Below are 20,066 nucleotides of genomic sequence, written 5' to 3' on the forward strand. Positions count from 1 at the left end.
TGGATAAATGTCGTTTCGTGCTCACATGGTCGATGGCCGAAACGTGAAGCGGGGCGGATGAGTTCATGGTCGGAGCGCTCTCGGCCGTGGTGGTCGCTGCCTGTGCCGCGACGCCGAGGGTGACACGCCGACTGCGAGCCCTAGCCGTTTCAGCGTGTTCATTGAATGGCCTTCCTCAAGTCGGTTAACGGGGCGGCTTTTGCAGCCGCCCGATAGAGTCATCAGACTTGTGCCTGGCCGCCGTCGACGAACAACTCAATGCCGTTGACGAAACTGGCATCATCCGACGCCAGGAATAGAGCGGCGCTGGCAATTTCTTGCGCTTCACCCACACGACCCATGGGGATCTGCGAGGCCAGATAGTCCAGCAACCCCTGCTGCTGAGCGGCATCCGGGCCAGCCAGATTGACCAGGCCAGGGGTGCGCGTCGCACCGGGGCTGATGGTGTTGACCCGCACGTGGCGATCTTTCAGGTCGAGTATCCAGTTGCGAGCAAACGACCGTACGGCAGCCTTGGAGGCGGCGTAAACGCTGAACGCGGCGGTACCGGAGCTGCCAGCGGTTGAACCGGTGAGAATCACCGAAGCGTTTTTGGCTAGCAGCGGCAAGGCTTTTTGTACTGTGAACAGCACCCCTTTGACGTTGCGGTCGAAGGTGTCGTCGTAGTGCTGTTCGGTGATTTCTCCGAGCGCCAGCATCGAACCGCCACCGGCGTTGGCGAAGAGCACGTCGATACGACCGTGGGCAGCGCCGATCTGGCTGTAAAGCGCGTCGAGTTGGTCAAGCCGGGTGGAGTCGACCTGCACGCCGGTGGCGTTGCCGACTGCGGCTACCGCGGCGTCCAGTTCAACCTGGCGGCGACCGGTGATGTACACGTGGGCACCTTCTTCAGCGAAGCGTTTCGCAGTAGCCAGGCCGATACCGGTGGTGCCGCCGGTAACCAGTGCAATTTTGCCTTTGAGTTTGCCAGTCATGGTGTTTCTCCCGTTGTTCGGTTGAGTAAGTTGCGGTGTGGGAGAAGCATATCGACGGCGGTTTCATTTCAAAATAGAATTGTCTGAAACCTATCGTTGCAGAAATGAAATGAGCAAACTTCCGGATTTTGAAGGGTTGGCCATGTTTGCCAAAGTGGCCGAAGAGGGTTCGTTCGCCGCCGCAGCGCGTGTCATGAGTGTTTCGGTGCCCACCGTATCGCGGGCCGTGGCCCGGCTGGAGGAGCGATTGGGCGGGCGATTGTTCAATCGCACCTCACGGCAGCTGGCGCTTACCGAGTTTGGTGCGAGCATGGCGGCGAAAGCAGGGGAGATCTATCGGCAGGCCGAAGAGGTCGAGAGCGAGGCCCAGGAATTAGCGATTCAACCCCGTGGCCAGGTTCGACTGGCCATACCGATGTCGTTCGGTTTGCGCTGGGTCGCGCCCCTGATGCCAGAATTGATGCGACGCTACCCTGAACTGTCTATCGATCTGCACCTTTCAGATGCGTCCGTAGACCTTATCGCCGACGGCTTTGATGCGGCGCTGCGCATTGCGGTTTTGCCCGACTCGTCTCTGGTGGCTCGCCGACTGTGTGCAGTCACACAATACCTGGTCGCGTCTCCGGGCTATCTGGAAGCGCACGGTTGGCCCAAGCATCCGCGTGAGTTGGCCGCCCGGTCATGCCTCAGTTATGCATATCGGGCTCGCAGCCAGGTGTGGCGCTTTACCCATGAGAATGGGGTCGAGGAAGATGTGGTACCCAGCGGCCAACTGAGAGTAACCAATTCGGACGCTTTGCTGCCCGCCTTGCTTGAAGGGTTGGCTATCGCCGAACTCCCTGAATTCATCGCGAGTGAATACCTTGCCGATGGTCGATTGGTCGTGCTTTTGCCTGAGTGGAGCATGGCGCGGGGTGGGCTTTACTTCGTTACACCATCGGCACGCACCAGGTCGGTAAAGATCAAGGCGCTGTCGGATTTCTTTGCCGAGCACCTATCGGAACCAGAGTGGCGCTGGTCGTGAAAGGGTGGAGGTCAGGCCTGTGCTGAGGCAAGGATCGGTTCCTGAAGTGGTCCTGCTTGATACAAAGATCGACCGCTTCTGGCCGTTCTCTGCCGATCATGGTTATAGCGCGTGCTGGTCAAATCCGATGCAATCGCGGGTCAGAACCAATGCAAGTGACTGGTCAGGTCGGATGCAAACGGATAGTCAAATGGAGCGCAATTTCGCAGTGAAAGAAGCCGCGTTCGTACGCGGCTTTTTTACGCCCATGAGCCGTTCCTATGGCGTTACCGTGCGCTCACGATCAGCCTCTCGATCCAGCACTTTCGCCACATCATCGATCACCGCTTTGCTCATCGCTGTCAGGTAATGGGCGGCCCAGGCGTGGCGGTCGGTGTCTTTGGCGTAGGCGGCGTCGACGGCGAGCTCCTTGACCAGGAAAAGCAGATTGGAGGCCTGGGCTAACGCGTCGGCGAGGGGCACGCCGCGGCTGACATGAAACAGCGCCTGGTTTGAGCAGTAGATGAAAGGGGTGAAGCCGATGGTTTTGAGTTCTTTGGGATCGATTGGATTGGTTTTAGCCATGGTGAAGCTCCTAATTTGAAGGGCTGCCGCATTCGTTTCCAAGCGAATGGGTGGCAGCTGTGCGCAGGTTGGAAAACCGGGAAATTAGGAAACCGGCACGCCCGAAGGCGTCCCGCGCACAGCCGCCATGACTCAAGATCGTGACGGGCAAACTGTAGCGTTCAATTTCGACGGGTTTCCAAGCCCGATCGCTGAATGGGTCAGCGACGTCCGGAGACTATCCCGTCAAAGAAAAACGCAACAAGGCATCAAAGTGCCCAAACGCGAGATTCGGAGTTTGCCTACAAGGTCCTACGGCGTCATCCGGTAATGCGTCTTTGTAATTAAACGAAACCAAACAAAAAGCGCACTGGCGCAAGAGGGGGGCAGCGGCAAGGTGTCCGCTGTCCTGGGACTGAGGACACCTTGAGCATCCGGGTCGGGTCGCTGTCAAGGGCAACAAAAAGCCCCAACTCTTACAAGTCGGGGCTTTTGCGTTTCAGGCGCTGAGGCTTACAGCGTCGGGTAGTCGATGTATCCCACCGGGCCTTTGCCGTAGAAGGTTTCCGGATGAGCCTCGTTCAGCGGCGCATCGGCCTTCAGGCGTGCTGGCAGGTCCGGGTTGGCAATGAACGGTACGCCGAAAGCGACGGCGTCCGCCTTGCCGGCGGCCAGCCAGGCGTTGGCGCTGTCCTTGGTGAAGCGTTCGTTGATGATGTACGGGCCGCCGAAGGCTTCCTTGATTTGTGGGCCCAAGCTGTCGGCACCTTCTTTCTCGCGCGAGCAGATAAAGGCGATGCCGCGCTTGCCCAGTTCACGGGCCACGTAGGTGAAGGTCTCGGCCAGGTTGTCGTCGCCCATGTCATGGGAGTCGGCACGTGGCGACAGGTGTACACCCACACGGCCTGCGCCCCAGACTTCGATGGCGGCGTCGGTCACTTCCAGCAACAGGCGTGCACGGTTTTCCAGGGAGCCGCCGTAGATGTCGGTGCGCTGGTTGGTGCTGCTTTGCAGGAACTGGTCGAGCAGGTAGCCGTTGGCGCCGTGGATTTCCACGCCGTCGAAACCGGCGGCCTTGGCGTTCTCGGCACCGACGCGGTAGGCGTCGACGATGTCGGCGATTTCAGCGGTTTCCAGGGCGCGCGGGGTCGGGTAGTCGGACAACGGGCGAACCAGGCTGACGTGGCCCTTAGGCTGGATGGCGCTCGGTGCGACCGGTTTTTCGCCGTTCAGGTACGACTCATGGGAGACCCGGCCGACGTGCCACAGTTGCAGGAAGATCTTGCCGCCCGCGCCGTGGATGGCCTTGGTGACGTTGGTCCAGCCGCGTACCTGGTCGTTGGACCAGATGCCCGGGGTGTCCGGGTAACCGACGCCCATCGGCGTGACCGAAGTAGCTTCGCTGAGGATCAGACCGGCGGAGGCGCGTTGTACGTAGTACTCGGCCATCAGCGCGTTCGGCACACGGCCTTCGTCGGCGCGGCAGCGGGTCAACGGGGCCATGATGATGCGGTTGGACAGCTCGAGGTCGCCCAGTTTGATCGGATCGAAAATAGTCGTCATTCGTTAAAACCCTCGTGAGGTAATGGTCAATCAGTTAGTCGCAGGAGCCAGTTCGGGATTGCCGCTCTGGCGGAAAGTGATCAGGGTTGCCAGCAGGGCGAGTACCGCCAGTGCCGCGGCGGCGAGTGGCACGCTGGTCAGGCCGAAACCATGGGCAATCACGCTGCCGCCCACCCAGGCGCCGAGGGCGTTGCCGACGTTGAACGCGCCGATGTTCAGGGTGGACACCAGGTTCGGCGCGGCCTGGCCGTAGGTCACCACGTTGACTTGCAGGGCCGGCACGGCGGCGAAACAGGCGGTGGCCCAGAGGAACAGGGTGATTTCGGTGGGGATCAGCGCCACGCTGGTCCAGGTCAGCACGGTGGAGACCACGGCCATGGCGATGAAGACGCCGATCAGCGTCGCGGCCAGGCCTTTGTCTGCCAGCTTGCCGCCGATGATGTTGCCGACGGTCAGGCCCAGGCCGATGAGCATCAGGCTCCAGGTCACGCCACGGGGCGAGACGCCGGTGACTTCGCCCAGCAACGGTGCGACGTAGGTAAACAAGGTGAACACCGAGGCGGCGAACAGTACGGTCATGCTCAGGGACAACCAGATGCCGGCGCCTTTGAGGGCGCGCAGTTCGGCACGCATGTCGAGTTTTTCTTCATCGCGCTTGGCCGGCAGGAAACGGATCAGGCCGATCAGCGCGATCACACCGATCACCGTCACTGCCCAGAAGGTCGAGCGCCAGCCGGCTTCCTGGCCGAGCGCGGTGCCCAGTGGCACGCCGAGGACGTTGGCCAGGGTCAGGCCGGTGAACATCAAGGCCACGGCCGATGCACGTTTGTTCGCCGGCACCAGGCCCGCCGCGACCACCGAGCCAATCCCGAAGAAGGCACCGTGGCACAGGGCTGTCACCACACGGGCGAGCATCAGCACGTTGTAGTCACTGGCCACCGCACACAGCAGGTTGCCGATAATGAAGATGCCCATCAACGCTACCAGCGCAGCTTTGCGTGGCAGTTTCGCAGTGGCCAGCGCCATGAACGGCGCACCGATGGCCACGCCCAGGGCGTAACCGGTCACCAGCCAGCCGGCGCCGGGAATCGATACACCAAGGTCGGCCGCCACGTTGGGCAGCAAGCCCATGATGACGAACTCCGTGGTGCCGATGGCGAAGGCGCTCAAGGCCAGGATGAGTAGCGAGAGGGGCATTGGTTTAATTCCTTTTCGGCTGGCTGACGTTAAGGGTCAGAGCTCTTTGCTGAAGGTTTTGAGGAACTCCTGGATGGTTTCCTCGTTGCGCTTGAAAAAATGCCACTGGCCGACTTTGCGGCTGCTGATCAGGCCGGCGCGTTGCAGCGTCGCCAGGTGCGCGGACACCGTGGACTGCGACAAGCCGCAACGTTGATCGATTTGCCCGGCGCAAACGCCGTGCTCGTTGCTGTGGGACTGGTCTGGAAATTCGACGTCCGGGTCTTTGAGCCAGTGCAGGATTTCTCGCCGTACCGGGTGCGCCAGGGCTTTTATTATTTCGTCGAGATTGAGGGTCATGGGTGTGGGCTCGTGATGATTAAAACGCTATATCGCGATGGGGCGAACTTTAAATCGGTATTTCGCGATATACAAATATGATTTGGCTCTGACCAGCTCACATTTCGGTATATCGAGTTATAACGATACGTTGATGTGTAGATACAAGGGGCAGTGCTAAGCTGCGCCCATGAACTATCTCGCACATCTTCACCTCGGTGGCCAGCGTCCCGGTCAACTGCTCGGCAGTCTGTATGGCGATTTCGTCAAGGGACGGCTGCAAGGGCAGTTCGATCCGGAGATCGAAGCGGCCATCCAGCTGCATCGCAGCATCGACGTGTTCACCGATCGTCACCCGTTGGTGGACGCTTCGTTGTCGCGCTTTTCCCTGACACGCAGGCGCTATGCCGGCATCGTTCTCGACGTTTTTTTCGACCACTGCCTGGCGCGGGACTGGGCGCAGTACGCCGATCAGCCGTTGGCGCATTTCACTTCCGACGTGTACCGGGTGTTGTCCAGTGAACGGCAGTTGCCCGAACGGCTGGCGAAAATCGCACCGCACATGGTGGCCAATGACTGGTTAGGGTCTTACCGGGAGTTTGAGGTGTTGGAGCAGGTGCTGCGCGGGATTGCCCGGCGCTTGACCCGGCCCGAGGAACTGGCTGCCGCGATGCAGGAATTGCGGGTGTTGTACGAGCCGTTGAGCGAGGACTTCCGGTTGTTCTATCCGCTGCTTCAGGATTTTGCGCAGAACCATCCATCACCATAAATCCATTGTGGGAGCGAGCCTGCTCGCGATTGCGGTTCGTCATCCAACGTGGATGTCGTCTGATACACCGCAATCGCGAGCAGGCTCGCTCCCACAGGGAATCTTTGTTCAAGCCGCGATAGCGGGGCGCATCGGGGCCGGTTGTTTCTCCGGAATCGCCCCAAACAACACCTTCTGCACCGCCTGCTGTGCCTCGAACGCCAGTGCGGCGCGTTCGCGACCTTCGCAAGCGATCGGCTTGAGCAGATGAATTTCCACCTGGCCCCGGTCATTGGCAAACAGGCGCATCAGGTGCGAGAGCAAATCATCGTCGCCAATGAACGGGGCCAGCAGGCAAGGCTCGCCGTCGCGCACATAACGAATCGCCACCGGTTGCAGCGCGACTTCAGAATCGATGGCCGCCGACAACAAACGGCCATGAAAGGTACGCAGCGATCGGCCATCGGTGGTGGTGCCTTCCGGGAACATCAGCAGCGGGTGCGCCTGCTCCAGGTGGCGAGTCATTTGTTTGCGGATCAACTGGCTGTCGCCCGAGCCGCGACGGATAAACAGGCTGCCGGCCTTGGCCGCGAGCCAGCCCGCCACCGGCCAGGTGCGCACTTCGGCCTTGGACAGGAACGACATCGGCGTGAGCATCCCCAGCAACGGAATGTCAGTCCAGGACACATGGTTGCTGACCCAGAGCATCGAGGTCTTCGGCAGTTCACCCTTGACCGTCACGTCGAAGGGCAGGGCGTTGCTCAGGCGCGCCATGAAAAAGCGCGACCAGCGTTGGCGACGCTCCATCGAATGGGCCATGCCCAGGCGTTCGAATACGCCGAACACGGTGGCCATGCCCAGGCCAAGCGCGACCACCAGCAGCACCCGCGCGATTCGCGCGTACACGCGCAACCGACGCATCACACAGCCGCCTTGAAGTGTTTGGCGTAACGCGGGCAAAGCTCATCGCGCTTGAGCAGGATGAACACGTCGGCGACCTGGAAGTCTTCGTCCCAGCACGGCTCGCCGCAGATTTTCGCGCCCAGACGCATGTAGGCCTTGAGCAGCGGCGGCATTTCGGCGATCACGTTCGATGGAATATCCAGGGTCGGCAGCGGCTTCTTCGGCTCGGCCCGCAGGTGTTCGGTGCACAGGTAGCGTTCGCGCAGGCGCTGCATGATCGCGTGGGCCTGGACCCCGCCGTCCTGCATCGGAATGCTCGCGCAACCCATCAAGTAGCTGTAGCCACCCTGGTTCAGCACTTCGGCCAGCTCGCCCCAGAGCACGGCGATGGTGCCGCCGTTGCGGTAGGCCGGGTCGACGCAGGTGCGGCCGATTTCCAGGATCGGGCCTTGCAGATGGATCAGGCCGTGCAGGCTGAATTCTTCTTCGCTGTAAAACCTGCCCAGGCTGCTGGCGGCGGTGTGATCGAGCAATCGAGTGGTGGCCACCAGGCGCCCGGTGTTGAGGTCACGCACGCCGATGTGGGCGCAGTGAACATCGTAGTCGTCCATGTCCAGACCCCGTTCCGCGCCCTTGAGTTTGGCGTTGAATTCGCCGCTGAACACGTTGAAGCGCAAGGCTTGGGCTTCCTGCAAGGCCTCGGCGCCCACCAGGCGTTCGGCTTGCAGGCGGCGTTCGTTGCCGGTGTCGCTGATGCGGGCGATCTGAGTCATGGCGAATCTCCGTGCGGGCTGTTCACTCGTCTTTGGGTGCAGCCGATCGACTTTCTTTATGCAGCCGTGTTGTGCAAAGTCAGGCTATGTAGCGCCGGTGTCATCGCCGTTAAGCTTTGGTGATGCTTATATGACAGCCCACAAGGAGCCCCTTATGCCCTGGCAACACCTGTTGATTCGCCGAGAACGCCTGCCCGCCAATTCGGATCTGGGTGAGGGCTACGCGACCTTGTTGCACCACTTGGGCACGGTCACGCCCTTTGATTTGGCGGTGGCGGGGGGGCGGATGATGGCGACGCCGGGGCTGGCATTTCTGGTGGGGTATCAAGCGGCGTTGCGCATGTTGTGGCCGAGCGCGCCTTTGAGCCTCGGTGCGTTGTGCGCCACTGAGCAACGCAGCCTGCGGGTGGCGGACATGCAGACCCGCCTGCACGACTTGCGCTTGAGCGGGCGCAAGGATTTTGTCACCGCTGGCGATGCCGCCGACTGGCTGTTGATCGCTGCGCGCAGCGAGGCGCCGGGCGACGATCCGTGCCTGAGCCTGGGGGTGGTCTATCCCGATGAGCCGGGCGTGCGCGTGGAAAAGCTGGCTCCGATCCCGTTGATGCCGGACATCAGCCATGGCCGGGTGTTTCTGGACAACGCTTTGTGCGAGTTGCTGGCCGGGGACGGTTGGGTCGCCTACGTCAAACCGTTCCGTACCCTGGAAGACATTTATGTGTTGAGCGCCATGACGGCGTGGCTGTATGGCGTCGGCCAGGACAGCGATTGGCCGCAAGCCCTGCAACTACGCCTGCTGGCGCTGCTGGCCGGGTGCGCGGAAGTCAGCCGCCAGGCACCGAACAACCCGTGCGGGCATGTATTGCTCGGTGGGCTGTTTGCGCAGTTCGAAGGGCTCAAGGGCGAAATCAATCAAGCGCTGGCCGAAGGGCCGCCGCAGTGGGCGGCGATGTGGCAGCGTGATCAAGCGGTGATGGATCTGGCGGCGGGGGCACGGGGCAAGCGATTGGCCAAGGCGTTGGCGGCGATTTGACTGGCCCCTTTGCGAGCAGGCTGGCTCCCACTTTTTCAAGCGCATTGCCCTATGGGATCGAGCTGGCTCGCGATAGCTATCTTTCCGGCAATACAATTTTCAAAACTGTCATCAACCTCAACTAGGCTCAGAAGGTTAATCCCCACGAGCACCCGCCATGCCCAAAGGCCTGCCGTTGTTTGTTGTGCTGCTGTTCAGTCTCGCGGCCCACGCTGAAAACTGGCCTGGCGAGCAATGGTCATCGGGTCCGAGCATCACCGGGCCGGCACTTCGGGCGTTTGAGGGGTACGCCTTCCCACCGCGCAACGACACCACTCGCCGAGGCATCCGCACCGATGCCTTGCTGGTGATCCGCGACGGTCAGTTGATCTTCGAGCGCTACGCTGGCCCGACCACCGCCACAACGCCACACCTGACCTGGTCCATCAGCAAGAGCCTGCTGGCCACGGTGCTGGGCGTGGCCTACGGCGAAGGCCGGTTCAATCTGCAGGACCCGGTGGCGAAGTTCTATCCGCCACTGAAAAAATACCCAGGCATGACCATGGCCGACCTGCTGCACTGGGCCTCGGGCCTTGACTGGCAGGAAAACTACGAATACGCACCATTGAAATCCTCGGTGGTGGCGATGCTCTACACCCGGGGGCACCGCGACATGGCGGCGTTTACTGTCGATCAGGATGCGTACGCCGCACCGGGTCAGGTGTTTCGTTACTCCAGCGGTGATAGCGGTCTGTTATCCGCTGCGTTGAAGGGCATCGTCGGCCCGGCCCGCTATGCGGACTATCCGTGGACCGCGCTGTTTGAACCCCTGGGCATTCACCATGCCACCTGGGAAACCGATGCCGCGGGCACCTTCGTCGCCTCGTCTTACGCCTACCTCACCGCGCGGGATCTGGCGCGGATCGGTCTGTTGATGGCCCGTGACGGCCGCTGGGGCGAGCGTCAATTGCTGCCCAAGGATTGGGTCACTTTCAACCTCGAACCCTTTGCCCGTTATCACGCCAACCAGGATGACGCCGTGCCCGGCGGCCACTGGTGGCTCAACCGCGCCGTGGAGGGCGCGCCCCGGCCCTGGCCCGACGCACCCGCGGACACCTATGCCGCGCTCGGACACTGGGGGCAGGCGCTGTATGTGATCCCCAGCGAAAACCTGGTGATCGTGCGCTACGGCGATGACCGCGACGACAGTTACCAACACAACCAGTTACTCAAGCTCGCGCTCAAGGCCTTTGGCGGGAAGGTGCAGCCATGAACCGTCGCAGCTTCGTGCGTCGCCGACCGTTCAGCACCTTGCTGTTGATTCTGCTGATCGTCCTGTGCGGCTGGGGCTGGCGTGAGCGGGTGGCACTGGAGGCGTTCCCGGACATCATCAGCGCCTACACCGCCAAGGAATATTGCTCGTGCCGCTACGTGATGAACAATGGCGCCGAGTACTGCCGTGGCTACGTGAAACAGTGGGTGCCCATCAGCGGCTTTACCGATGACGCCGCCAGCAAAAGCGTCACCGTCAGCGGTTTGGGGCGCAGCAACAGCGCCGTGTGGATCGGCGAGCGCCAGGGTTGCCGCTTGAACCCCTGACCAACAGGTTCCATCTGGTGGAACCACATTCGATTGTCCTCGCGCGCGACTCGCGGTTATCTGGCGGTGAGCGCGACCTGCCTTGATGTGTCGCGAAATCACAGCGAACAAAAAGAACGGGAATACACCCGGCCCGAGGACAATCGTCATGACCCGACATCAGCACATTCTTGCCTGGCTCAGCGACGTGGCCAGCGATCTGCACGCCACCCGCCAGGACATCCACGCCCACCCGGAACTCGGCTTCGAGGAAAACCGCACGTCGGCGCTGGTGGCCCGATCCCTGAAGGAGTGGGGGTACGAGGTGCACACCGGGATCGGCAAGACCGGCGTGGTCGGCGTCCTGCGCAACGGCAGCAGCCCGCGCAAACTCGGCATTCGGGCGGACATGGATGCGCTGCCGATCATCGAGAACACCGGTGCGACTTATTCCAGCCAGCATCAGGGCTGCATGCACGCCTGCGGGCATGACGGCCACACCACGATGTTGTTGGGCGCGGCGCGATACCTGGCGGCAACCCGTCAGTTCGACGGCACCCTGACCCTGATTTTCCAGCCCGCCGAAGAAGGTCAGGGCGGCGCCGAAGCCATGCTCGCCGATGGCTTGCTCGAGCGTTTTCCCTGCGACGCGCTGTTCGGCATGCACAACATGCCGGGCTTGCCGGCTGGGCACCTGGGCTTTCGCGAAGGGCCGATGATGGCCTCGCAAGATTTACTGACAGTGACGATCGAAGGCGTCGGCGGCCACGGCTCGATGCCGCATCTGGCGGTCGATCCGCTGGTGGCGGCGGCCAGCGTAGTCATGGCGTTGCAGACCGTGGTGGCACGCAACATCGATGCGCAACAGGCGGCGGTGGTCACGGTCGGGGCATTGCAGGCCGGGGAGGCGGCCAACGTCATTCCGCAGCAAGCAATCCTGCGCCTGAGCCTGCGCGCGCTGAACGCCCAGGTGCGCGAGCAAACCCTGGAGCGGGTGCAAGCGATCATTGAATCCCAGGCCAGGAGTTTCGGTTGCAATTCGAAGGTCGAACACCGTCCGGCGTATCCGGTACTGGTCAACCATGCCGCCGAAACCGAGTTCGCCCGGCAAGTGGGCGTCGAGCTGGTCGGTGCTGATGCGGTGGATGGCAACACGCCCAAGCTCATGGGCAGTGAAGACTTTGCCTGGATGCTGCAACGCTGCCCCGGCGCCTACCTGTTCATCGGCAATGGCGTATCGCGGCCGATGGTGCACAACCCGGCCTATGACTTTAACGACGACATCCTGCTGACCGGCGCGGCGTATTGGGGCGCGCTGACGGAGCGCTGGCTCAAGCCGGCCTGATTTCCTCTCTTTCTACTGCCGCTGGACCGGGCGCGCGCCGTCGTGCCCGCCATCACCCAACAGGTTTTTGGAGAGTGCCCCATGCAGACTTCGAGCACAGGTGTATCGCGGACCCGGCAGGTGATCGCCGCCGTTATCGGCAATGCCCTGGAATGGTATGACTTCATCGTTTACGGCTTTCTGGCGAGCATCATCGCCCGGCAGTTTTTCCCATCCGAGGACGAGTACGCGTCGTTGCTGATGGCTCTGGCGACCTTTGGCGTCGGCTTTTTCATGCGCCCGGTGGGCGGCATTTTGTTGGGCATGTATTCGGATCGCAAAGGCCGCAAGGCGGCGATGCAGATGATCATCCGGCTGATGACGGTCTCCATCGCGCTGATCGCTTTCGCGCCCGATTACGCCGCCATCGGCATGGGCGCGCCGTTGTTGATCGTGGTCGCGCGGATGCTCCAGGGTTTCGCCACCGGCGGCGAGTACGCCAGTGCCACCGCGTTCCTGGTGGAAAGCGCACCGGCACATCGCAAGGGCTTGTATGGCTCGTGGCAGTTGGTCGGGCAATGCCTGGCGGTGTTTGCCGGCGCGGGCATGGTGGCCTTGTTCACCCATCTGCTGAGCCCTGAAGCACTGGACAGCTGGGGCTGGCGGATTCCGTTCATGATCGGCCTGTTGATCGGCCCGGTGGGCCTGTGGATTCGCAAGCACATGGAGGAACCGGAAGAGTTTCTCGAAGCGCGCAAGCAGGCCAAAGGCGAGAGCCCGGGGTTGCTGCACGTGATCCGCGAACACCGTCGCGCCATTCTGGTGTCGATGGGCCTGGCGTGCGGCGCAACGGTGTCGTTCTACGTGGTGCTGGTGAACATGCCGACCTTTGCCCACAAAAACCTCGGCCTGCCGCTGGATCAGGTGCTGCTGGTGCAGATGATTGCAGTCGCCGTGATGACCGTGGTGATTCCGCTGTCCGGCGCATTGTCGGATCGACTTGGCCGCCGCCCGGTGCTGATGGCCTTCACCCTCGCGTTTTTTCTGATGGTGTATCCGCTGTATGTGTGGGTGGCGGCGGCGCCGTCGGTGGAGCGGCTGCTGGTGATGCAGCTGTTGCTGTGCAGCGCGATCGGCGGATTTTTCGGCCCGGCACCGACGGCACTGGCCGAGCAGTTTCCAATCGAAGTGCGTTCCACCGGCGTGTCGGTGGCGTACAACGTCGCGGTCATGGTCTTCGGTGGTTTCGCGCCACTGATCGTCACCTGGCTGAGCAAGGTTCTGGCCACGCCGGTGGCGCCATCCTTCTACGTATTGTTCGCTTGCCTGCTGACGCTGCTGGGTACTTACTGCATGCAGGAGGCGCCGCGTGCAAAGCGATCCGTCGCACTTAACCTTGAGGTGAAATCTTGAGCATCCATCCGATTGTTGAAATGGACGCCGATTCGTTGTCCCGCGCCATTCACGGGCGACAGGTGTCCTGCCGTGAAGTGATGCAGGCGTATCTGGCGCAGATCGAGCGCTTCAATCCGCAGGTCAATGCGCTGGTGTCGCTGCGTCCGGCCGAAGAGTTGCTGGCCGAGGCCGACACCTGCGATCGGCAACTGGAGCAGGGGCAATCCCGTGGCTGGATGCACGGCATGCCGCAAGCGATCAAGGACCTGGCGGCCACCGCCGGGTTACGCACCACCATGGGCTCGCCGCTGTTCGCCGAGCAAATCCTGCAACACGATGCCATCAGCGTGGCGCGGGTTCGCGACAGTGGCGCCATCATTATTGGCAAGACCAACGTGCCGGAGTTCGGCCTTGGTTCGCAGACATACAACACGGTGTACGGCACCACCACCAACGCTTACGACCCGAGCCGGGTGGCCGGTGGCAGCAGCGGCGGGGCGGCGGTGGCACTGGCGTTGCGCATGCTGCCGGTGGCCGATGGCAGCGACATGATGGGCTCGCTGCGCAACCCGGCGGCGTTCAACAACGTATTCGGTTTTCGCCCGTCCCAGGGGCGCGTGCCCCACGGTCCGCAGCCGGAGGTGTTTGTCCAGCAACTGGCCACCGAAGGGCCGATGGGCCGTACCGTCACCGATGTCGCCCGTTTGCTCGGCACCCAGGCCGGGTACGACCCGCGCGTGCCGTTGTCGCTGACGCAGGACCCGGAGATTTTCCATCAGTCCCTGGCGCAGGATTTCAGCGAAGTTCGTGTGGGATGGCTGGGTGACTACAACGGCTACTTGCCGATGGACCCCGGCGTGATGAGCCTGTGCGAATCGGCGCTGCAGGATTTCGCGGTGCTGGGTTGCAAGGTCGAAGCCTGCCAGCCGGATTTTTCCATGGAGCGCCTGTGGCAGACCTGGCTGGTACATCGGCACTGGCTGGTGCAGGGCAGTCTCGGCGCGCTGTATGCCGACCCGAAGAAACGCGAGCAACTCAAGCCTGAAGCGCAATGGGAAATCGAGGGTGGGCTGCGTTTGACGGCGGCGGATGTGTATCAGGCATCGGTCGGCCGCAGTGACTGGTACCGCGCCTTGAACGAATTGTTCGAGCGTTACGATTTTCTGTTGCTGCCCACCGCCCAAGTGTTCCCTTTTGATGCACACACCCACTGGCCCCGGGTCGTTGGCGGGCAGAGCATGGACACCTATCACCGCTGGATGGAAGTGGTCATCGGCCCGACCCTGGCCGGCTTGCCGAGCATGAACGTACCGGTGGGCTTCAACCCGGCAGGCTTGCCCATGGGCCTGCAAATCATTGGCCCGGCCCAGGCCGACCGCGCGGTGCTGCAACTGGCTTATGCCCATGAGCAGTTGACCCAGTGGGTCAAGCGTCGCCCGCCCGGTTGTCTGTCAAACGCCTGAGCGCGCCGGACGGGCGCGCATCTTGCTGTACTTTGTAACAAGAGCACACGATCATCCATTCCGGGCAAAGGGAGGTCGAACACATGGACAGCAAGGCAGAAACCGGCAGCGTGCGTTCCGTCGAGCGCGCCCTGGCCATTGTCGAGTTGCTGGGCGAGCATCAGGCGCTGGGTCTGGAGGAGTTGCACTACCTGACCCGCCTGCCCAAGGCCACGGTCTCGCGCATGTTGCTGACGCTGCAGGAGCAGGGCTGGGTCTATCGCGGGCTGAGCGACCGGCGTTATCGCCTGTGCGCCAAGCGCCTGTTTGGCGACAGTCAGCAGCGCTTCAAGCGGCGCCTGGTGGAAAACGCCGCGCCGCTGTTGCTGGAGTTGAGCGAACGTACCGGGCTGGTGGCGGACCTGTCGTGTTTCGACGGCGAACGCGTGGAAGTCATGGAAAGTGCGGTTCCCACGGTGCTGCGCAAGCGCTATCCGAACAACTGCCAGATCGTCGGCCAGCATGCCAGCCTGTTTCATTCGGCCATGGGCCGGGCTTGCCTCGCCGAGTTGCACAGCGCTGAAGTGGAGCGTCTGGCCCATCGTGAACGGCTGACCGATGAAAACCTGTTCAGCGCCACGCAGCAGGCCTTGCATCAAGGCTTCGGCCAGCGCACCGAAGGTTATTGGGAATACCCGGTACGCCTGCCGTTCCTGATTCGCGCGGTGGCCTTGCCGATCCATAGCGACGGCCGCCTGGTCGGCAGCATGGCGTTGCACTGGCCGATGGATCAGGCGCCGGTGGAGCGGGTGCTGAGCCTGCACCTCAACAGCCTGGCGGCGACCATCGGCGATGTGCAGCAGGCGATGGCCTGAGTGGAACCTTTGGCTGTTTAACGACTCAAGGCAACACAAAGTTTGCAACCTGTGTCAGGCCGGTTAAGGTTCAGCACAGGTTTATTTGCCCCACGAGTCACTATGTTCAAGCGCTCCATCATCAAAACGCTCACCGTCCTGCTATTGGCCGGCGCTTCGCTGTCGGCCCGGGCCAATTGGTACCTGGACGGCGAATCGTCGCGGCTGTCGTTTGTCAGCACCAAAAACGCCAATGTTTCCGAAGTGCAGCGCTTTCTGGTGTTGCACGGCAAGGTCGATCCCGAAGGGGTGGCGGAGGTGGAGGTCGAGCTTGAATCGATCAACAGCGGCATTCCGTTGCGCGACGAGCGCATGCGCAAGGAACTGTTCGAAATCGACAGGTTTCCCGAAGCGCTGATCACCACCCGGATCGATCTGCGTCCGATCAACGATCTGGCCCCCGGTGCGCAACTCGAGCTGCGCTTGCCGCTGACCGTCAATCTGCATGGCAAGCAACACACCTACACCACCGAGCTGCTGGCGACACGTCTCGATGACCGGCGCTTTCAGGTGGTGACGCTCGAACCGGTGGTGATCAATGCCGAAGACTTCGACCTGGCACCCGGCCTGGAAGCGTTGCGCAAGCTCGCCGGGCTTTCGGCGATCAGCCTGTCGGTGCCCGTGGGTGCCGTGCTGATTTTCGCGGCGCGCTGACATGGCCGGCCCCGTCTTTCCCTGGCGTGAAGGCAATCGCTTCGAACTGCTGATCGATGGCCCGCAGTTTTTCCCGCGCATGCTGGTGGCGATTGCCCGTGCCGAAGAGCAAGTCGAACTGGAGTTGTACCTGGTGGAGGCGGGTGCCTGCGCCGAGGCCATGGTTCAGGCGCTGGTCCAGGCTGCCGAGCGCGGCGTGCGGGTGCGTTGCCTGTTCGATGATTACGGCAGCCTGGCGTTCACCTTGCACCTGCGTCAGCGCTTGATGGCCGCCGGGGTCGAGCTGCGTTTCTACAATCGCCTGAGCTGGCGGCGCTGGGTCGGTAACTTCTACCGCGATCACCGCAAGCTGTTGCTGGTGGACCAGAGCCTGGCGGTGGTCGGCGGCACCGGTGTCACCGATGAGTTCTGGACACCGGGCAAGGACGTCAGCGACTGGCACGAGGTGATGGTGGAAATCACCGGGCCGCTGGTCCTGGACTGGCAGTTGCTGTTCGATCGGCAATGGATCGCCAACCGCCATCGCCGCGCCTGGAAACCCGCCTCGCATTTCGGCCTGCCGCGCCTGCCCCGTGTGCCACCCGTGGGCGAGGGCATGGGCCGGGTCGCCTATGCCGACGCCCGACAGCATCGGGACATCCTGCATTCGCTGGTTCGTGCCTTGAACAGCGGACAAAAGCAAATCTGGCTCGCCACCCCCTACTTTCTGCCGACCTGGAGGGTCCGGCGGTCATTGCGTCGGGCGGCCGGCCGCGGTGTCGATGTGCGACTGCTGCTGACCGGACCGCGCACCGATCACCCTTCCGTGCGCTATGCCGGGCATCGCTACTACCCGCGCCTGCTCAAGTCCGGGGTAAGGGTTTTCGAGTACCAGCCGTGCTTCCTGCATTTGAAAATGGTCCTGATCGATGACTGGGTGAGCATCGGCTCGTGCAATTTCGATCACTGGAATTTGCGCTTCAATCTGGAGGCCAATCTGGAAGCGCTCGACCCGGGATTGACCCGGGCGGTGACGGCGAGCTTCGAAAACGACTTCGCCCTGAGCCAGGAAGTCAGCCTGGAGTCATGGAAACGCCGACCGCTGTGGCGGCGAGTCAAGCAGAGGGTATGGGGATGGGTGGATCGGCTGGTGGTGAATCTGCTGGATCGGCGGGGATAGGCGCTACACCCTAAAACACTGTGGGAGCGAGCCTGCTCGCGATGGCGGCCCGACAGTCAACAGTGATGTTGAATGTTATGACCTCATCGCAAGCAAGCTCGCTCCCACAGGTACTTCATGCAGCTTTAAGAATTACAGCAGTTCAAAACTCTGCTGCGTCACGTCCTGGGAGTCCAGGCCGATCTGCACGTTGAATTTGCCCGGTTCCGCCGCGTACTTGAGCCGGGTGTTGAAGAACTTCAGGTCGTCCTCGGTGATGGTGAAGTGCACGACTTTCTGTTCGCCGGCCTTGAGCATCACTTTCTGGAAGTTCTTCAGTTCCTTGATCGGGCGGATCATCGAACCGGCCACGTCCTGGATGTACAACTGCACCACGGTTTCGCCGTCACGCTTGCCGGTGTTCTTGACCGTGACGCTGGCGTCGAGCTTGCCGGTCTTGTTCAGCGTGGTCGACGACAGGGCCATGTCGCTCAGGCTGAAGTCGGTGTAGCTCAGACCGTAGCCGAACGGGAACAGGGGACCTGTGGTGTCATCGAAGTACTGTGAGGTGTAGTTGCCCGGTTTGCCCGGCGTGAACGGCCGGCCAATGGTCAGGTGGTTGTAGTAGGTCGGGATCTGCCCCACCGAACGCGGGAAGGTGATCGGCAGTTTGCCCGACGGGTTGTAGTCGCCGAACAGTACATCGGCGATGGCGTTGCCGCCTTCGGTGCCGCTGAACCAGGTTTCCAGGATCGCGTCAGCCTGTTCCTTCTCTTCGAGAATCGACAGCGGACGGCCGTTCATCAACACCAGCACCAGCGGTTTGCCGGTGGCTTTCAAGGCACGGATCAGCTCGCGCTGGTTTTCCGGGATATTGATGTCGGTGCGGCTGGAGGATTCATGGGACATGCCACGGGATTCACCCACGGCGGCCACCACCACGTCGGCATCCTTGGCGGCCTTGACCGCTTCGTCGATCAGCACATTGGCCGGGCGCGGGTCATTGACCACTTCCGGTGCATCGAAGTTGAGGAAGTTCAGGTAATCGAGGATTTTCTTGTCCTCGGTGATGTTGGCGCCACGGGCGTAGATCAGCGTTGCCTTGTCGGCGACGGCGGCGTTCATGCCGTCGAACAGGGTCACCGATTGCGCAGGTTTGCCGGCGGCGGCCCAGCTGCCCATCATGTCGATCGGCGCCTTGACCAGCGGACCGACCAGCGCGATTTTCGCGGTTTTCTTCAGCGGCAGAGTTTCATTCTGGTTCTTCAACAACACCAGGCTACGGCGTGCCACATCGCGGGCTTCAGCGCGGTGCAGGCGGCTGTCGGCATAGGTGTCGGCCGGGTCATCCTCGGCCTTGCCGATACGCAGGTACGGGTCCTTGAACAGGCCCATGTCGTACTTGGCGCCCAATACGGCACGCACGGCGTTGTCGATATCGCTTTGCTTGATCTCGCCAGACTTCAACAGCCCCGGCAGCTCTTTGCCGTAGAGGGTGTCGTTCATGCTCATGTGGATGCCGGCCTTGATCGCCAGCTTCGCCGCTTCGCGACCGTCAGCGGCCACGCCGTGCTTGATCAGTTCGAAAATCGCGCCGTGGTCGCTGACCGCCAGGCCCTTGAAGCCCCAGTCCTTGCGCAGCAGGTCGTTCATCAGCCAGGTGTTGGCGGTGGCCGGTACGCCGTTGATCGAGTTCAGCGCGACCATCACCCCGCCGGCGCCGGCATCGATCGCCGCGCGGTAGGGTGGCAGGTAGTCCTGGTACATCTTGACCGGACTCATGTCGACCACGTTGTAGTCGCGACCGCCCTCGACGGCGCCGTACAAGGCGAAGTGCTTGACGCTGGCCATGATGCTGTCGGCGGCGTTCGCGCCGGTGCCCTGGAACGCCTTGACCATCACGCCGGCAATTCGCGAAACCAGATAAGTGTCTTCGCCGAAACCTTCGGACGTACGACCCCAGCGCGGGTCGCGGGAGATGTCGACCATCGGGGCGAAGGTGATATCGAGGCTGTCAGCTGCGGCTTCCTTGGCGGCGATGCGCCCGGACAGGCCGATGGCGTCCATGTCCCAGCTCGAGGCCAGGGCCAGCGGGATCGGGAAAATGGTGCGGTGGCCGTGGATCACGTCATAGGCGAAGAACATCGGGATCTTCAGCCGGCTGCGCATCGCCGCGTCCTGCATCGGACGGTTTTCCGGGCGGGTGATCGAGTTGAACGTACCACCGATGTTACCGGCTGCAATTTCCTTGCGGATCAGCTCCCGGGGCATTTCCGGGCCGATGCTGATCAGGCGTAACTGGCCGATTTTCTCATCGAGGGTCATTTGCTTCATCAGTTTGCTGATGAAGGCGTCCTTGTTCTCCAGAGGTGCGGGCGTCGTGGCGGCCAATACGTTATGACTGGCCAGGCTGACGAGCAGGCCCAGCAAACACAGCTTCTTCATGAATGTTTTTCTCAAGGGCCCAAACGGCGATGTACACGCCGGCCAGCCAAAATTTAGGGAGCGACTATTGTTGTTCGGGTGCAGACTCAAAACGGGCAGCCGGAAGACGACGATCGAATGC

Annotated in this window: 19 protein-coding genes; 11 read left to right on the forward strand and 8 right to left on the reverse strand. The window is 62.0% G+C overall.

Going from position 1 to position 20,066, the window contains the following annotated elements; all coding sequences use genetic code 11:
• Positions 1-221 precede the first annotated feature (221 nt).
• The gene (locus ACGJAX_RS12515) at positions 222-974 is read right to left on the reverse strand and encodes an SDR family oxidoreductase (RefSeq protein ID WP_390959170.1); all 753 of its coding nucleotides are present in this window, start codon (positions 972-974) and stop codon (positions 222-224) included.
• Between the two features lie 109 nt (positions 975-1,083).
• Between ACGJAX_RS12515 and ACGJAX_RS12520 the strand changes: the two genes are divergently transcribed.
• The gene (locus tag ACGJAX_RS12520) at positions 1,084-1,998 is read left to right on the forward strand and encodes a LysR substrate-binding domain-containing protein (RefSeq protein WP_390959172.1); all 915 of its coding nucleotides are present in this window, start codon (positions 1,084-1,086) and stop codon (positions 1,996-1,998) included.
• A gap of 258 nt (positions 1,999-2,256) precedes the next feature.
• Here ACGJAX_RS12520 and ACGJAX_RS12525 read toward each other — a convergent pair whose 3' ends face one another.
• The 4 genes from ACGJAX_RS12525 to ACGJAX_RS12540 all read right to left on the reverse strand — a co-directional run bounded on the left by ACGJAX_RS12525 (position 2,257) and on the right by ACGJAX_RS12540 (position 5,640).
• Positions 2,257-2,562 (reverse strand): DUF3077 domain-containing protein, encoded by a 306-nt coding sequence (locus ACGJAX_RS12525; protein WP_390959174.1) that lies wholly within the window; start codon positions 2,560-2,562, stop codon positions 2,257-2,259.
• A gap of 492 nt (positions 2,563-3,054) precedes the next feature.
• Complete coding sequence (locus tag ACGJAX_RS12530) at positions 3,055-4,104, reverse strand: alkene reductase (RefSeq protein ID WP_090317241.1); 1,050 nt, start codon at positions 4,102-4,104, stop codon at positions 3,055-3,057.
• Positions 4,105-4,134: 30 nt separating this feature from the next.
• Positions 4,135-5,301 carry an MFS transporter gene (locus ACGJAX_RS12535; RefSeq protein WP_090317244.1) on the reverse strand — a complete coding sequence of 389 codons (1,167 nt, stop codon included), beginning with the start codon at positions 5,299-5,301 and terminating at the stop codon, positions 4,135-4,137.
• Between the two features lie 36 nt (positions 5,302-5,337).
• Positions 5,338-5,640, reverse strand: a complete 303-nt coding sequence (locus tag ACGJAX_RS12540) for a helix-turn-helix transcriptional regulator (protein ID WP_090317247.1) — start codon at positions 5,638-5,640, stop codon at positions 5,338-5,340.
• A 169-nt stretch (positions 5,641-5,809) separates the two neighbouring features.
• On the opposite strand from ACGJAX_RS12540, the gene ACGJAX_RS12545 reads away from it, so the two are divergent.
• Positions 5,810-6,388, forward strand: coding sequence for an ACP phosphodiesterase (locus ACGJAX_RS12545; protein ID WP_390959177.1), 579 nt, complete (start codon positions 5,810-5,812; stop codon positions 6,386-6,388).
• A 108-nt stretch (positions 6,389-6,496) separates the two neighbouring features.
• Here ACGJAX_RS12545 and ACGJAX_RS12550 read toward each other — a convergent pair whose 3' ends face one another.
• Both ACGJAX_RS12550 and olsB read right to left on the reverse strand, forming a co-directional pair.
• Positions 6,497-7,288, reverse strand: a complete 792-nt coding sequence (locus tag ACGJAX_RS12550) for a 1-acyl-sn-glycerol-3-phosphate acyltransferase (protein ID WP_390959178.1) — start codon at positions 7,286-7,288, stop codon at positions 6,497-6,499.
• Complete coding sequence (olsB, locus tag ACGJAX_RS12555) at positions 7,288-8,043, reverse strand: L-ornithine N(alpha)-acyltransferase (RefSeq protein WP_090317256.1); 756 nt, start codon at positions 8,041-8,043, stop codon at positions 7,288-7,290. The genes ACGJAX_RS12550 and olsB overlap by 1 nt, the downstream gene beginning before the upstream one ends.
• Before the next feature lie 154 nt (positions 8,044-8,197).
• On the opposite strand from olsB, the gene ACGJAX_RS12560 reads away from it, so the two are divergent.
• The 9 genes from ACGJAX_RS12560 (at position 8,198) to ACGJAX_RS12600 (ending at position 17,521) form a co-directional block, all read left to right on the forward strand.
• A complete protein-coding gene (locus ACGJAX_RS12560; RefSeq protein WP_390959180.1) occupies positions 8,198-9,076 on the forward strand; it encodes an acyl-CoA dehydrogenase in 879 nt (292 codons plus the stop codon).
• 157 nt (positions 9,077-9,233) lie between these two features.
• Positions 9,234-10,328, forward strand: a complete 1,095-nt coding sequence (locus ACGJAX_RS12565) for a serine hydrolase (protein WP_390959182.1) — start codon at positions 9,234-9,236, stop codon at positions 10,326-10,328.
• Positions 10,325-10,654 carry an amidase gene (locus ACGJAX_RS12570; protein WP_390959183.1) on the forward strand — a complete coding sequence of 110 codons (330 nt, stop codon included), beginning with the start codon at positions 10,325-10,327 and terminating at the stop codon, positions 10,652-10,654. Before ACGJAX_RS12565 ends, ACGJAX_RS12570 begins: the two co-directional genes overlap by 4 nt.
• A gap of 148 nt (positions 10,655-10,802) precedes the next feature.
• Positions 10,803-11,978: an amidohydrolase gene (locus ACGJAX_RS12575; RefSeq protein ID WP_390959185.1), complete on the forward strand. Its 1,176-nt coding sequence runs from the start codon at positions 10,803-10,805 to the stop codon at positions 11,976-11,978.
• Between the two features lie 81 nt (positions 11,979-12,059).
• Positions 12,060-13,370, forward strand: coding sequence for a citrate-proton symporter (locus ACGJAX_RS12580; RefSeq protein WP_248915713.1), 1,311 nt, complete (start codon positions 12,060-12,062; stop codon positions 13,368-13,370).
• Positions 13,371-13,390: 20 nt separating this feature from the next.
• A complete protein-coding gene (locus tag ACGJAX_RS12585; RefSeq protein WP_390959859.1) occupies positions 13,391-14,815 on the forward strand; it encodes an amidase in 1,425 nt (474 codons plus the stop codon).
• A gap of 83 nt (positions 14,816-14,898) precedes the next feature.
• A complete protein-coding gene (locus ACGJAX_RS12590; RefSeq protein WP_390959187.1) occupies positions 14,899-15,669 on the forward strand; it encodes a helix-turn-helix domain-containing protein in 771 nt (256 codons plus the stop codon).
• 102 nt (positions 15,670-15,771) lie between these two features.
• A complete protein-coding gene (locus ACGJAX_RS12595) occupies positions 15,772-16,362 on the forward strand; it encodes a YceI family protein (RefSeq protein WP_090317274.1) in 591 nt (196 codons plus the stop codon).
• Between the two features lies 1 nt (position 16,363).
• Positions 16,364-17,521, forward strand: a complete 1,158-nt coding sequence (locus ACGJAX_RS12600) for a phosphatidylserine/phosphatidylglycerophosphate/cardiolipin synthase family protein (protein ID WP_247254779.1) — start codon at positions 16,364-16,366, stop codon at positions 17,519-17,521.
• A gap of 132 nt (positions 17,522-17,653) precedes the next feature.
• Here ACGJAX_RS12600 and bglX read toward each other — a convergent pair whose 3' ends face one another.
• Positions 17,654-19,945 (reverse strand): beta-glucosidase BglX, encoded by a 2,292-nt coding sequence (bglX, locus tag ACGJAX_RS12605; RefSeq protein WP_247254778.1) that lies wholly within the window; start codon positions 19,943-19,945, stop codon positions 17,654-17,656.
• Positions 19,946-20,066: the final 121 nt, after the last annotated feature.

This window comes from Pseudomonas moorei (assembly GCF_042846945.1).
Lineage (GTDB): Bacteria > Pseudomonadota > Gammaproteobacteria > Pseudomonadales > Pseudomonadaceae > Aquipseudomonas > Aquipseudomonas moorei.

Coding starts and splice junctions, on each gene's coding strand:
- ACGJAX_RS12560 (WP_390959180.1), top strand. CDS start 8,198: ATGCCCTGGCAACACCTGTTGATTCGCCGAGAACGCCTGCCCGCCAAT.
- ACGJAX_RS12550 (WP_390959178.1), bottom strand. CDS start 7,288: ATGCGTCGGTTGCGCGTGTACGCGCGAATCGCGCGGGTGCTGCTGGTG.
- ACGJAX_RS12595 (WP_090317274.1), top strand. CDS start 15,772: ATGTTCAAGCGCTCCATCATCAAAACGCTCACCGTCCTGCTATTGGCC.
- olsB (WP_090317256.1), bottom strand. CDS start 8,043: ATGACTCAGATCGCCCGCATCAGCGACACCGGCAACGAACGCCGCCTG.
- ACGJAX_RS12520 (WP_390959172.1), top strand. CDS start 1,084: ATGAGCAAACTTCCGGATTTTGAAGGGTTGGCCATGTTTGCCAAAGTG.
- ACGJAX_RS12530 (WP_090317241.1), bottom strand. CDS start 4,104: ATGACGACTATTTTCGATCCGATCAAACTGGGCGACCTCGAGCTGTCC.
- ACGJAX_RS12590 (WP_390959187.1), top strand. CDS start 14,899: ATGGACAGCAAGGCAGAAACCGGCAGCGTGCGTTCCGTCGAGCGCGCC.
- ACGJAX_RS12525 (WP_390959174.1), bottom strand. CDS start 2,562: ATGGCTAAAACCAATCCAATCGATCCCAAAGAACTCAAAACCATCGGC.
- ACGJAX_RS12545 (WP_390959177.1), top strand. CDS start 5,810: ATGAACTATCTCGCACATCTTCACCTCGGTGGCCAGCGTCCCGGTCAA.
- ACGJAX_RS12565 (WP_390959182.1), top strand. CDS start 9,234: ATGCCCAAAGGCCTGCCGTTGTTTGTTGTGCTGCTGTTCAGTCTCGCG.
- ACGJAX_RS12580 (WP_248915713.1), top strand. CDS start 12,060: ATGCAGACTTCGAGCACAGGTGTATCGCGGACCCGGCAGGTGATCGCC.
- ACGJAX_RS12585 (WP_390959859.1), top strand. CDS start 13,391: ATGGACGCCGATTCGTTGTCCCGCGCCATTCACGGGCGACAGGTGTCC.
- ACGJAX_RS12600 (WP_247254779.1), top strand. CDS start 16,364: ATGGCCGGCCCCGTCTTTCCCTGGCGTGAAGGCAATCGCTTCGAACTG.
- ACGJAX_RS12535 (WP_090317244.1), bottom strand. CDS start 5,301: ATGCCCCTCTCGCTACTCATCCTGGCCTTGAGCGCCTTCGCCATCGGC.
- ACGJAX_RS12575 (WP_390959185.1), top strand. CDS start 10,803: ATGACCCGACATCAGCACATTCTTGCCTGGCTCAGCGACGTGGCCAGC.
- bglX (WP_247254778.1), bottom strand. CDS start 19,945: ATGAAGAAGCTGTGTTTGCTGGGCCTGCTCGTCAGCCTGGCCAGTCAT.
- ACGJAX_RS12515 (WP_390959170.1), bottom strand. CDS start 974: ATGACTGGCAAACTCAAAGGCAAAATTGCACTGGTTACCGGCGGCACC.
- ACGJAX_RS12540 (WP_090317247.1), bottom strand. CDS start 5,640: ATGACCCTCAATCTCGACGAAATAATAAAAGCCCTGGCGCACCCGGTA.
- ACGJAX_RS12570 (WP_390959183.1), top strand. CDS start 10,325: ATGAACCGTCGCAGCTTCGTGCGTCGCCGACCGTTCAGCACCTTGCTG.